The following is a 12666-nucleotide window of genomic DNA, read 5'->3' on the forward strand; positions in this document are numbered from 1 at the left end:
CGGCTCTGGTGTGAGGAATTGTTGATGATGGCAAGCGAGCAATCACTATCGGCCTCGCTGGCCATAGCGTATGCGCAGGGGCAAGGGTAAAGGAACGCGACAACCGGTATCTGTTGAAGGGAGGCTGCCATCCCCCCACCGGCCCGCAAGGGTCACCTCTGGCCTGGTGCCGTGGTGACCCCGACAAAGTCCAAACTATCGGCTGGCGAAGCGGCTCGCATTCCAGAGCAGTTCGCCACTGCGCAGATCCATCAGGCTCATGGCAAGCCGATAACGTCCCCCCTGTTGCACCAGATCCCCGTAGAGCATGTAACCCGCCCCGGTCTGGCGTCCCAGGCGGACCAAAGAGGCAGGATTGACTCCCCCTTGCTGATATTCGAGCTGGCTGGTGATGGCCGCGACCTGGCCCGGGTCGACGAAGCGAAACTCGCTTTTGGACTGGATCCGCTTGATCATGGCCGCCGCCATGGGGCGTGTGTCGAGAGATTCCCCCGTTCCATTCTGGGGTGGCGTGAGCAGCAGCACAGGGTTGCCATTGGCCAGCTCCCGCACCTCGGGGGCCTGGACGAAGGCATCCGCCATGGCCACGGCCAGCGCGGTCGGTGCCACCGGTTTTTGTACCGGCGGTTTCACCTCGGGTTGAGTCACGGGAGGCTGGGTGACTGGCTCGCTCGGGGCAGGCGTCTGGGGCTCACTGCCGGGCCAACGATAGGGATTGACGCTACACCCGCCCAGCAGCAGGACACTCAGCAACAACAGGGGACGCATTTTCATCTTGTGGATTCTCTCGACAGTAAGGTAACGGCGGCATGTTTGGCTCGCCAAAGTTTCCATGCTAGGTAAATTTTCGGGGAAGATCGATGCCCGCAGCATTGCGGGCGACAGGGCCTGCCCCAGCGATTCGTCCACCTTCGCAGGCCAGTACAGAAGTCCGTTACAACTCGAAGATTACCCTGTTCTTGCCGGCACTCTTGGCTTGATAGAGCGCCATGTCCGCTCTTCGCAGAAGATGTCCGATCTCGACATCCGCAGGGGTGGAGACTGACGCCCCTATGCTGGTCGTGACTTGAATGGTGTATTCGCCATATTCGATAAGCAACTCTTCAATCAAGGCTCTTATTTTTTCAAAAATATCATCGCTGTCATCATGGGAGGCCCCGGCAATAATCAATGCAAACTCTTCCCCGCCAATGCGGGCAAATACATCATGCTCCCGGACGACGGTGCAAACGGCAGCAGCCAACTGCCTGAGCACGAGGTCTCCCGCCTCATGACCATAGCGATCATTCAACTCCTTGAAATTGTCGATATCAAGAATCGCCACGGTACAGGGAACCCCCGTCAATAACGAATGGGCGACCCGGCTCTGCCCTTCTGCCATGAATGCCCTGCGGTTGTATATGCCGGTAAGATAATCGGTAGAAGCCAGCACTTTCATTTCATCGACTTGCAGATAGAGCTGGATATTGAGGGCAAGCCAATGGGCCAGACACTGTAAAATGACAGCGTCTCTCGTTGAGTAAAAAAATTTATCCTGATGCGCCACATTCAGGGTGCCGATACAGTTGTCACCTTGCAGCATGGGGGCATCCATGCAACAGCCCATCCCCTTGTGATACAACATCTGGCAGTCCAGCTTGTCAGACATGCTCAAATCATCACAGATGGCCAAACGACCCGATGAAAATACACCACCGACAAATGTATCTTTAATGGGCATAAGAAAATCAAGAGGAATGGCCCGATTACCGGAAATGGAATAAAGCTTCAGGAAATGTTCATTTTCTTTAATTGTAATACTGACTCGTTCGGCTTTAAATAAATGGTGAATCCAGTTTGCCACCACATTCAACACATCTTGCAGTGATTTGGAACGAGATATATCAAGGATAAATGATACTGGCATGGTTATATCACCGCCGGAATTTAATTTATCCAGTTCGGCTGTATCAAGATAACGTTCATTATGCATAACATTCCCCATATATCTCATCAAATAGACTGCATTTAATTGTTCTATCAGCTATAAAATGAACTTCAACTGCATAACAAAACAACCATTCAAATAAATATAGAACAGATAAACCGCATTGTAAATGTCGATTATAAAGTAATTAACTTTATTATTTACTATAGCCAGTCATCTGCAGATTAATAATGAGGAAGCGATATTCTCCGGCCATCCAAGCCCCGTATCTCCATAATGGATCAAGGTGGAACCCTGTTTGCGGATGAGATGGCTTGACGCAACAAACAGTCAACGCCCGGCGACAGATGGTGACGGTCGACGACGGCAACAAGCGAGCCGCTCGTCACCATGACGAAACGGATAAAAAAAAGCCCAGCTTTTCAGCTGGGCTTTTGTGTTGGCTCCTCCTACTGGACTTGAACCAGTGACATACGGATTAACAGTCCGCCGTTCTACCGACTGAACTAAGGAGGAATTGTAAGTGGTGCCCAGAGACGGAATCGAACCGCCGACACGGGGATTTTCAATCCCCTGCTCTACCGACTGAGCTATCTGGGCAAATGGTGCCGGCTACCGGAATCGAACTGGTGACCTACTGATTACAAGTCAGTTGCTCTACCTACTGAGCTAAGCCGGCACACTTCAAACCATTGCGCATGAACGAATTTTTATTTCATGACACCAAAATTTGGTGCCCAGAGACGGAATCGAACCGCCGACACGGGGATTTTCAATCCCCTGCTCTACCGACTGAGCTATCTGGGCGTGGGCGCTATTAAACGGATTTTAAGGCTGGTGGTCAACGGGAAATTTCACTTTTTGTCTCGTTCGTCTCTTTTTTGCTCAACGCGCCCCATTTCCTCCACTTCCCCCTCACTGGCCCTGCGCTTGCGCCCCCACACCCTGGGTTCTTCTCCCTTGAGCAAACGGGCAATGTTCTCGTGATGGCGGATCAGGATGAGGCAGGAGAGCAGCGAAACCGGCAAGGTATATTCGGGTTTGAGCAGGTAGGTAAAGAGCGGCGTCAACAGTACGGTAATGATGGAAGCCAAAGATGAGTAGCCACTCACCAGCAGTACCAGCAGCCAGGTACCTATCACGGCGCCTCCCATGCCATAACCGATGGGCAGCATGGTTCCCAGCGCCGTCGCCACCCCCTTGCCTCCCCGGAAATGGAAGAAGAGGGGATACATGTGGCCAAGACAGGCCGCCACGCCGATAAAGCCGAGGTAGACGGGTTTGATTTGCAAAAACCAGGCGAGATAGACGGGGGCCATTCCCTTGATCACATCGAGCAGCAAGACCACCAGAGCCGCCATCCGGCCACCGAGGCGCAGCACATTGGTCGCCCCCGGATTGTGGGAGCCATGATCCCGCGGATCAGGCAGACCGGTGAAGCGGGAGACCAGCACAGCACTGGATAGTGAACCACCCAGGTAGGCCAGAATAATCATCAAAATCGTCAGGGCCGTCATCTTGGTCGTTTTTACCACGATATGAATGGGGTATGATGCGGGCCACATACGCTGGCTTGGACCCTTTGCCCAACCAGACAGCCTCGGCAAGCATGTCGCCCGGCCAGCATCCCTGCGCTGTCATCACAGCCCATCAAGAGTAAAGAAGAAGTACAGTCATGGACAAGGTGTTTATTCGCGGACTCGAGGTTTTGACCACCATAGGTGTATATGAGTGGGAGAAGGGCATTCGCCAGAAACTCCGGTTTGACCTTGAGATGGGGTTCGACAACCGCCCCGCCGCCGCAACCGACGATATCAAGCTGGCACTGGATTATGCCGACCTCTCCAACCGGATCTGTGAACATGTCAGCGGCAAGGTAGTCGAACTGGTCGAAACTATGGCTGAGCAGGTCGCCACCCTGGTGCTTGCCGATGAGCGGGTACTGTGGGTCAAAGTGACTCTCACCAAGCCCGGTGCCGTACCCAATGCCGAAGGCGTCGGCGTCGAGATCCTGCGCCATCGCACACCGGTAGCGAGCGCCAACTGATGACCACCCTCTATATCAGCCTGGGCTCGAACATAGAGCGGGAGCGCCATATCCGCGCCGGTCTTGATGCCCTGTACGGCGAGTTTGGCGAGCTGCTGGTGTCACGGGTATTCGAGAGCGAGGCGGTGGGCTTCAATGGTCGCCCCTTCTACAACCTGGTGGTGGCGGCGCAGACCGATCTTCCACTGGCGGCCGTCTGCCAGCGCCTGCGCGCCATGGAGTTTGCCCACGGCCGCGAACCGGATGCCAAGAAGTTCGCACCCCGCACCCTGGATCTCGACCTGCTGCTCTATGGCGATCTGGTTTGTGACACACCGATCACCTTGCCCCGCGGCGAGATACTCACCAACGCCTTCGTATTGTGGCCACTGGCCGAGCTGGCACCGGCCCTGCGTCATCCGCTCGATGGCCACACCATGGACGAACTGTGGCACGCCTATGACAAGGCCTCCCAGCGGCTCTGCCCCATTCCCTTTCACTGGGAAGCACCGGCATTGCAGCACAGCTGATCGACAAGGGCACCTCGGTGCCCTTGTCGCTTATGACAGATTAGAAAGCATGATTGGCCCTTGCCCTGTACTGCTGGCAGGATAATTCCCATGAAAAGGAGGAGTAGATGCCACTCGATACCATCCATCACTTCAATTGCCAGCTGCTCGCCGATCTGCCCCATCAGCGTTATCAACACGAGCCCATCCTCGATTACGCCACCGACGAGCAGGTCAAGGCACGCCTTGGCTGGCAGGCGGAGTTCAGCAAGACCCTGTTTCTCAAGTTCAAGGATGGCCGTTTCGCCCTGTTGCTGACCCACAGGGACGGGCGGCTCGACAACAAGGCTGTCAAGGCCACCCTGGGAGCCAAACCCTCCATCTGCACGGCCGAGGAGATGCAGGCGCAGATCGGCTGCCTGCCGGGAGCCGTCTGCCCCTTTCTGCCGCGCGCCGACATCCCGCTGCTGATAGATCCGCAACTGCTCGCCCATCACGCCTTTACCTGGACCCCGGGTCACCCGGAACAAACCTTTCTGCTGGAAACCGCCCACCTGCCCCGGGTGCTGGCACAGCTGCCCTGTGAGGTCAGCTATCTGCCCGTGGCAACGACCTGAGTCAGCCCCACTTCTGTGGACCGAAGAGCCGCGTCACCGCTCCGGGGGGCGGCCTTATGCCACGTTCACGACAACCATCCCCCTGAGGACTGTCTTCCCTCTGCCATAAGGAAGTACTTCCTCACTTTGTGGGCGGCTAGCCACCAACAAAACAACTGCCTGATCCCGAACGAGATTGTCTGTCCTCCTCACAAACTGTCAGGTGACAGACGAAGCGGCAACTTATTGACAATAAACATAATATTAAAGTTTTTGCTCGACTGAACGATAATGACGGGTACTTCCCCTGTTGCTGTGAGGCAGTAATGAGCGTCAAACAGAAGTTACTTTGGTCCGCCTTCCTCATCACCCTGATCCAGCTGCTGCTGGTCGGAGGCCTATCCTACTTCTCGGAGCGAAACGAGCAGCTTGCCATGGCACAGCGACTGACCCAGCAGCTTGACTCCGAACGCACCCAGCTGGCGCTCGACGAGAAGCTATACCTGCTGCGCAAGGATCCCTCCCTTGTCACCGAGTTCGCCGCCCAGAGCCAGCGGATCCGGGAGACCATCCAGCTGCTCCAAGGCTACCTGCCAGCGGAGATGGACGCGCACCTGACCGTGCTCGGTGGTGCACTCGATGACTACCAGGCTGAATTCAAACGACTGCAGAGCGAGCAGGAACGGATCGGCCTCACGCCGGAAGCAGGCCTCTACGGCAAGCTCAGAGCTGCTACCCATGCGCTTGAGTCGGCCCTCAAGGAGCACGACGATCCCCGCCTTGAAGTCATCTTGTTGCAGCTTCGCCGCAACGAGAAGGACTTCATGCTGCGCCGGGATGCACGCTACCTGGATCAGCTGGAAGCCAACGCAACGCCGCTGGCCGAGGCGCTGGCCGCCAATCCGGAACAGGCCGAGCTGCTCCAGCGCTACCGCCAGTACTTCAAGGAGCTGGTTAGCGCTGAACAGCAACTGGGTCTGACCGGCAAGGATGGCCTGCGCGCCAGCCTGATCCAGAAAGAGCAGAAGATGGCATCGGCAAGTGCCACCCTGCTCAAGGAGCTGACCACCTACGTCAATGCCCAGCATGATCGCCAGACCTGGATGATGATCATGTTGTGTGCCGTTGGCATCATCACCGCCCTGCTGCTCAACCTTGCCATCGGGCGCAGCATCATGAGCGGCCTCGACAAGCTGGCCGACGTGATGCGTCGGGTCACCAGCAACAACGATCTCACCCTGCGTGCCAGATTGACCGGCAAGGACGAACTGGCCGCCATGGGCCGTGACTTCGATACCATGCTGGATCACTTTCACGCCCTTATCGAACGGGTTAAAGGCTCGGTCGGGCACCTGGAGTCCCAGACCCGGCTGCTGAGCCAACAGGCAGAGCTGACCCAGCAGGCCTTGTCAAAACAGCTTGAGGAGAGCGATCTGGTGGCCAGCGCCGCCACCGAGATGGAATCCACCATCGCCAATATTGCAGACAACACAGAAACCGCCGCCGCCAGCGCCCGCGACACCCACAGCGCCGCCGAACAGGGCCGCGACAGCGTGCAGCAGACCGGCCAGACCATACGCCAACTCTCGGAGCGGCTGGATGAAACCGGCCATGAGGGCGAAGCCCTGTCGCAGGAGAGCCAGACCATCAGTAGCGTGCTGGACGTGATCCGGGCCATCGCCGAACAGACCAACCTGCTGGCCCTCAACGCCGCCATCGAGGCGGCCCGGGCCGGGGATCAGGGGCGTGGTTTCGCCGTCGTGGCCGACGAGGTTCGCAGCCTGGCGATGCGCACCCAGCAAAGCACCACGGAGATCGCCACCATCATAGGCAGCCTGCAGTCACGCACCGCCAGCATGGTGGCGCAGATTGGTGAGTGTCGCGACAATGGCGAGCAAAGCGTCTCGGCGGCCCAGCTGGCCGGAGAGCAACTCAATCTCATCACGGAGCGGATGGAGGCAGTGCTCGACATGAATACCCAGATCGCCACCGCCGTGGAGGAACAGAGCTCTGTCGCCGCCGAGATCAACCGCAACGCCGTGATGATCCGCGACATCGCCAACCAGGTGCGTGGCCAGGCCGAAGAGTCCCTGTCCGCTACCCTGCAGGTGGAGCAACAGGCCAGCGAGCTGGCCAGCGCCATCGATCAATTCCGGGTCTGAGGCCGCTCCAGCTGGGCGAAGATGAGCGCCGCCAGCATGGAGAGCAGCCCGACACAGAGATAGGTGAGGTGAAAACCCGCCAGCCACTGCCCGCCGGCGGCGTCAGCCCCGGCGGAGAAGAGCCCAAGCAGGCTGGCGGCAATGGCGACCCCCAGGCTCATGGAGAGCTGCATCACCACCGATAGCAGGCCGTTGCCACTGCTGGCGTGGGTCGGACCGAGATCCTGCAGGGTCAGGGTATTCATGGCGGAAAACTGCAAGGAGTTGAGCGCGCCAAAGAGGGCCAGCCAGCCCAGCAGCACTTCGTAAGGCAGCTGGTTGTCGATAAAGTAGAAGCTGGCGATCATGGCCCCCAGCGCCAGGGTGTTGCCGATCAGAATGCGGCGATAGCCGATACGCGGAATGAGCTTGTTCACCAGCGTCTTGGTCAGCATGGCCCCCAGCACGGTGGGAATCATGGTCATCCCCGCCTTGCTCGGCGAGAATCCCAGTCCCAGTTGCAAAAACAGTGGCGTGAGAAACGGCATGGCACCACTGCCGAGGCGGGCAAACAGGTTGCCCCAGATGCCGATGGCGAAGGTGTTGGTCTTGAACAGCGCCAGGCTGAACAGCGGTTCCTGCGCATTGGCCGCGTAGAGCCAGTAGCTCGCCATGGCCGCCAACCCGAAGATAAGGGCAAACAGCGCCCAGCCGGTGGAGAGGCTGTGCTCCCCCAATCCCTGCAAACCTACCGACACCAGCACCATGCCGATGCTGAACATCACAAACCCCTGCCAGTCGAATTTCGCCGTCTCCTGGCGCAGATCGGGCATGAAGTGCCAACTGGCGATAAAACCGAGTACCCCCACCGGCAGGTTGATAAGAAACACCCAGTGCCAGCTCGCCACCTCTACCAGCCAGCCCCCGAGCGCCGGCCCCATCAAGGGGCCAAGCAGTCCCGGAATGGTGACGAACGACATCACCCGCAGCAGTTCGTGCTTGCTGTAGACCCGCAGCACCGCGAGCCTGCCCACCGGCATCAGCAGGGCGCCACCTATCCCCTGCAACACCCTGGCCGCCACCAACATGGGCAGGGTATTGGCGGCAGCACAGGCCAAAGATCCCAGGGTAAACAACAGAATGGCAGTCAGATAGATACGACGGGTGCCGAACCTGTCCGCCAGCCAGCCGGAGGCAGGGATGAGCAGCGCCACCGTCAACATGTAGGCGATGACCACGGACTGCATCTGCAGCGGGCTCTCCCCCAGCGCCTCGGCCATGCTGGGCAGGGCAGTGTTGAGAATGGTGCCATCCAGCGTCTGCATGAAGAAACCGACCGCCGTCAGCAGAGGCAGCCACTTGCGCTGGGCCGGGGTAACCATGTGTGTGCTATCGGGCATGAGCAGCCACCTCCTCTTCAGACAAAAAAAGACCCGCACAAAAGCGGGTCACATCAGACTATCAGGCATCCGGCTGGCCGAGCATGGCTCTGAGCTGCTCTTCCAGACTGGGTTCGGGCGCCTTGAGGGTATCCAGGAACAACCGCTCTATCCCCGTCTTGTCCTGGCTCTTCACGATGAACACCAGCCGCGACTGGGCCTTGCCCTCCGGCCAGTCCCCCAGAGCCTGCAGCGGATAGAGCTGACCGTGCACCCCGTGGATCACCACCGGCTGGCTCTCCCCTTCCAGCTGCAGGATCCCCTTGAGCCGCAGCAGGGCATCGCCATAGTGCGCCTGCACCGCATCGATGGCCGCCAGCAGGCGGGAGGGCTTGAGCGGCTCGCCGATACGCAGGGAAAAACTCTCTATGTTGCCATGCTCGAAATGGGTCGGCGCAGCCGTCCCCACCTTGGCGGCGAATGGCTTCATCTTGGGTTGCATCGGCGAGGCCAGCCCCTGTTTGGGGGACTCGGTGCGCAGCCAGGCCAGCAGCTGACGCACGTCGCGCCCGGCCGTCTCGTTGTAGGCGCCCAATTTTTCCAGCACGATCGGTGACAATTCGCCATTGATCACCCGTTCGATGGGCGCCGCCGGATTGAGGGCCGCCAGCTGGCTCTCGACCCGTGTCAGGGTCTCCTCATCCACCAGGTCGCCCTTGCTCACCACCAGCAGATCCGCCAGCGCTACCTGCTTCACCGCTTCATACTGTTGGATAAGCTGCTGCTCGATATGACCCGCATCGACGACTGTGACTGTGCCGTCGAAACGATAGCGCTGGGCGATAAAGCCCTCCTCGCGCAGGGTAAACAGCACGGGGGCCGGATCCGCCAGCCCTGTGGTCTCGATGATGAGTCGCTTGAAGGGTTTAATCTTGCGCTGGATGGCCTTCATAAAGAGCCCCTGCAGCGCTTCTACCAGGGAGCCCTGCACCGAGCAGCAGATGCAGCCGGAATCGAGCAGCACCACCTGTTCATCCACCTGCTGTACCAGATGATGATCCAGCCCCACCGAGCCGAATTCGTTGATCAGCACGGCACACTCGCCGAGCTCGGGCTGCTTCACCCAGTGGTTGAGCAGTGTGGTCTTGCCGCTGCCGAGAAAGCCGGTCAGCAGGGTCACTGGGATGCGGGTATCTTGCATATCTGTCATATCAAATCCTTAAAACCTGGCGTGATGAGAGGGACAGCCACCCTCACTTGTTGGCAAACAGATCCGCCAGCCAGCGGTTTTCGAAGCGGCCATGGGGGTCAAGCTCGCCCTTGAGGGCCAGGAAGTCGTGCCAGCGCGGAAGCAAGGCAGGGAAGTCGTAGAGATCCATCGCCAGGTGCTTGCCAAAATGCGGAATGCCGCCGAGGGGCACCAGCAGTTGTTGCAACTCGCGCATCTGCTCCATGGAGCCGTTGACGAAGGTGCCGTCCGCCGCCAGATAGACCAGGAAACCAATCCAGCAGACCGACTGGCCATAGGCCGCGCTGAGCCAGGCCTCGGAGGGGCCGGTGCAGCGCAGGATAAAGGGGTAGTGCAGCACGCCGGGGTTGGCCTCCTGCCACGCCTGCAATATCTCCAGCGCCTCCTGCATGCGATGCAGCGGCACCGCCACCTCGCAGTTGATCTGGGGGGCCGGGATCCCCTTGCAGAGGATCTGGTAGACGTTGCCCACCAGGTCCGAGGCATCCTTGAAGCGACGCACCGTCTCGAAGTGCTCCCCCGCCAGCGCCTCGTCCTTGGTGTCCTTCGCCATCTTCTGCAGGGTAGCGTCGATGGTGGCATTCATGCGGGCGTCGATGTCGCCATCCAGCAGCAGCGGCTCGCTGCCGGCGGCCCGGTAGCGGGCCACCTCCTCCTCGCTGGCGGGATCCACCAGCCAGATGTGGCTCTCGCCGGTCCAGGCGAACCACCAGCTCTTCACGAAACCGTGTTCGCAGTTCAGCCGCTCGTTATGTTCCAGCAGGAAGGGATAGTCGGTGGTGAACTTGGTGCAGCGCATGATGCGGTTGGGCACGGTGCGCAGGGTGACGTCGAGCAGGATGCCGAGCATCCCCATCCCCATCACGAAGGCGCCGAAGCGCGGGTCGGTGCGATCCACCCGGATGATGTCGCCACTGGCCAGCATCACGGTCATGGCCGCCACCGCATCACAGAGGGCGGACTGGTGCAGCCCCTGGCCGTGGGTGCCGGTGCTGAGCGCACCGCCCAGGGTCTGGATGCCGATGACGCCGGGGGAGGCCGGCAGCATTCGCTCCATGGCAATCAGTTCGGCGTAGACGGTGTCGAGCGGTGTGCCTGCCTGGTAAGTCACCGTATCGGCAGTCTGTGCCAGCTGGCCGCGCAAGTGGTGCAGGTCCACCAGCAGCGCCTGATTGCCCTCGGCATAGACACTGTGGATGGGTTCGAAAGAGAGGCCGGAGCCGATGAGCCGCAGCTTGCGCTCGGGGTATTCGCGCAGCAGCGCCTGCAGTTCGTCGCGATGTTTCGGGCGCCACACCTGCTCCAGCGCCCCGAGCGGATTGGTTCTGGACCAGTTGAACAGCACCTCCCGATTGTCGATCGCCTTGATGCTGTGAAATGCCTGGAACTGAACCGTCATACCGCGCCTCATCTCTATCTGACGTCAAAATGAGCGACGATTCTACCGAAAAGTCCGCGCCAAGGCATGAAAAACAAGCCCTTGCGATCAGGAGGGGATATGCGTCGTGGCGACCATTCAAGCACCTTTCGTCATTCGATGAGGAGGAAGTGCGGACACTTATTTACGCCACAACAAAATAATTGTTTGCTTTTTATTCATTTCACGGCGAGAATGCGCGCCGGCTAGTTAATCAGCCCTGTTTATGTTTACCCTGCAATGCTTCACCTCACGATGAATCCTGTCAGTACCCGCATAACCTTCTTCTGATTTACTCGCCTCGAGAACCGTCAGGCTGTCCGCCTGCGTTGCCCGGCTCTCACGGCGCAGACCCGATCTGCCCACCCATGTGAACCATGCATCCGCATATTCCTTGGCATATTCCTTGAAAGTGCAGACGCCCGTGAGACGGGCTGGGTATTCCTGCGCGCCTGTCAGCCATCCGGGCTGACCGCGCCCATTGACCTGTCATTTGCCAACACAAGGAGCAAACATTTAATTTATATAGAGAAATACCATGATGAAAGCAGTAAAAACACACAAGCCCCTGCGTCGCAGCAAACCCATCAGCCTGCCTGTGCAAGAGCACGATGACGATGGGTTTCTGATCCAGTTCAGCACCCGCTTCAGCGGCGGTTTCGCCATCTCCTGTGATGGCATCGCTGGCGAGTTCTCCATCGAAGACCTCCACTGATCCTGCCTGCCACACGGCAGCGCCCGATGCAGACAGGCCGCAACTCACGGCGGCCTCTTTGCGACAGCCATCTCCCTTACAACCGAATAATCAGCCTCTCCGATCAGAGAACCGCTCTCAGATCTGGCACGGCTCGACGTCCGCCGCCTCCAGCAGCAGGCACTCGTCGGCATCTTCTGCGAGCTTCACCAGACGGCTGCGCACCAGCCCCAGCTTGGTCAGCAGACCAATGGAACGCTCGTTGCCCGGGGTGACGATAGCGATGACCCGCTCGATCCCGAGCCGCTCACGACCATCCTGCAAGGCGGCATGTGCGGCTTCGATGGCATAGCCCTGCCCGCGATAAGCAGGCAAAAAGGCATAGCCGATATCCTCGCAGGGCAGGCTGTCGCGTCTGATCAGGCCGCACATGCCGAGCCTGGTGCCATCTTCCTGGCGTTCCACCAGATAGAGGCCGTGACCGTGACGGGCATAGCTGACTGCGGGCCCCTGCTGGATATACTCCTGCGCCTGCTCCAGGGTACGAACTCCCCGGTCGCCGATGAAGCGGTAAAAATCGGCATCGTTGAGCAGCTCGAGGATAAAGGGGGCATCGGCGAGATTCATTTCACGCAGGGTCAGACGGGGTGTGAAGATCATGACAACGGCTCTCAAAACAAGGAGATAGAGAGCAAAGAGTGCTCCCCTCATCCCGTACTGGCAAGCCC

Annotated in this window: 12 protein-coding genes and 4 tRNA genes; 5 read left to right on the plus strand and 11 right to left on the minus strand. The window is 59.0% G+C overall.

Going from position 1 to position 12666, the window contains the following annotated elements:
• Positions 1–195: 195 nt before the first annotated feature.
• The 7 genes from ACB028_RS18040 to plsY form a co-directional block, all read right to left on the minus strand.
• On the minus strand, positions 196–774 hold the full coding sequence (locus ACB028_RS18040; protein ID WP_042029055.1) for a hypothetical protein: 579 nt from the start codon (positions 772–774) through the stop codon (positions 196–198).
• A 160-nt stretch (positions 775–934) separates the two neighbouring features.
• Positions 935–1972, minus strand: a complete 1038-nt coding sequence (locus tag ACB028_RS18045) for a diguanylate cyclase (protein ID WP_371144877.1) — start codon at positions 1970–1972, stop codon at positions 935–937.
• Between the two features lie 395 nt (positions 1973–2367).
• Positions 2368–2443 (minus strand) — tRNA-Asn (locus tag ACB028_RS18050).
• 8 nt (positions 2444–2451) lie between these two features.
• Positions 2452–2527 (minus strand) — tRNA-Phe (locus tag ACB028_RS18055).
• Positions 2528–2530: 3 nt separating this feature from the next.
• Positions 2531–2606 (minus strand) — tRNA-Thr (locus ACB028_RS18060).
• Between the two features lie 52 nt (positions 2607–2658).
• A tRNA-Phe gene (locus tag ACB028_RS18065) sits at positions 2659–2734 on the minus strand.
• A 47-nt stretch (positions 2735–2781) separates the two neighbouring features.
• Positions 2782–3444, minus strand: a complete 663-nt coding sequence (plsY, locus tag ACB028_RS18070; protein WP_026455833.1) for a glycerol-3-phosphate 1-O-acyltransferase PlsY — start codon at positions 3442–3444, stop codon at positions 2782–2784.
• Between the two features lie 158 nt (positions 3445–3602).
• Between plsY and folB the strand changes: the two genes are divergently transcribed.
• From folB to ACB028_RS18090, 4 genes are all read left to right on the plus strand, one after another.
• Positions 3603–3974, plus strand: a complete 372-nt coding sequence (folB, locus tag ACB028_RS18075) for a dihydroneopterin aldolase (RefSeq protein WP_371144878.1) — start codon at positions 3603–3605, stop codon at positions 3972–3974.
• On the plus strand, positions 3974–4483 hold the full coding sequence (gene folK / locus ACB028_RS18080) for a 2-amino-4-hydroxy-6-hydroxymethyldihydropteridine diphosphokinase (protein ID WP_371144879.1): 510 nt from the start codon (positions 3974–3976) through the stop codon (positions 4481–4483). Before folB ends, folK begins: the two co-directional genes overlap by 1 nt.
• A gap of 107 nt (positions 4484–4590) precedes the next feature.
• On the plus strand, positions 4591–5079 hold the full coding sequence (locus ACB028_RS18085; RefSeq protein ID WP_371144880.1) for a YbaK/EbsC family protein: 489 nt from the start codon (positions 4591–4593) through the stop codon (positions 5077–5079).
• A 305-nt stretch (positions 5080–5384) separates the two neighbouring features.
• Complete coding sequence (locus tag ACB028_RS18090; protein ID WP_371144881.1) at positions 5385–7220, plus strand: methyl-accepting chemotaxis protein; 1836 nt, start codon at positions 5385–5387, stop codon at positions 7218–7220.
• Here ACB028_RS18090 and mdtD read toward each other — a convergent pair.
• From mdtD to ACB028_RS18105, 3 genes are all read right to left on the minus strand, one after another.
• Positions 7205–8599, minus strand: a complete 1395-nt coding sequence (gene mdtD, locus ACB028_RS18095) for a multidrug transporter subunit MdtD (RefSeq protein WP_371144882.1) — start codon at positions 8597–8599, stop codon at positions 7205–7207. The genes ACB028_RS18090 and mdtD overlap by 16 nt on opposite strands.
• Before the next feature lie 61 nt (positions 8600–8660).
• On the minus strand, positions 8661–9788 hold the full coding sequence (locus tag ACB028_RS18100) for a GTP-binding protein (RefSeq protein ID WP_371144883.1): 1128 nt from the start codon (positions 9786–9788) through the stop codon (positions 8661–8663).
• Between the two features lie 43 nt (positions 9789–9831).
• Positions 9832–11226, minus strand: a complete 1395-nt coding sequence (locus ACB028_RS18105) for a D-arabinono-1,4-lactone oxidase (protein WP_371144884.1) — start codon at positions 11224–11226, stop codon at positions 9832–9834.
• Between the two features lie 556 nt (positions 11227–11782).
• On the opposite strand from ACB028_RS18105, the gene ACB028_RS18110 reads away from it, so the two are divergent.
• Positions 11783–11959 (plus strand): hypothetical protein, encoded by a 177-nt coding sequence (locus tag ACB028_RS18110; RefSeq protein WP_371144885.1) that lies wholly within the window; start codon positions 11783–11785, stop codon positions 11957–11959.
• Between the two features lie 117 nt (positions 11960–12076).
• On the opposite strand, the gene ACB028_RS18115 is transcribed toward ACB028_RS18110, so the two are convergent.
• Positions 12077–12598, minus strand: coding sequence for a GNAT family N-acetyltransferase (locus ACB028_RS18115; protein WP_371144886.1), 522 nt, complete (start codon positions 12596–12598; stop codon positions 12077–12079).
• Positions 12599–12666: the final 68 nt, after the last annotated feature.

Source organism: Aeromonas sp. S9(2024), assembly GCF_041403185.1.
GTDB classification, from domain to species: domain Bacteria; phylum Pseudomonadota; class Gammaproteobacteria; order Enterobacterales; family Aeromonadaceae; genus Aeromonas; species Aeromonas enteropelogenes.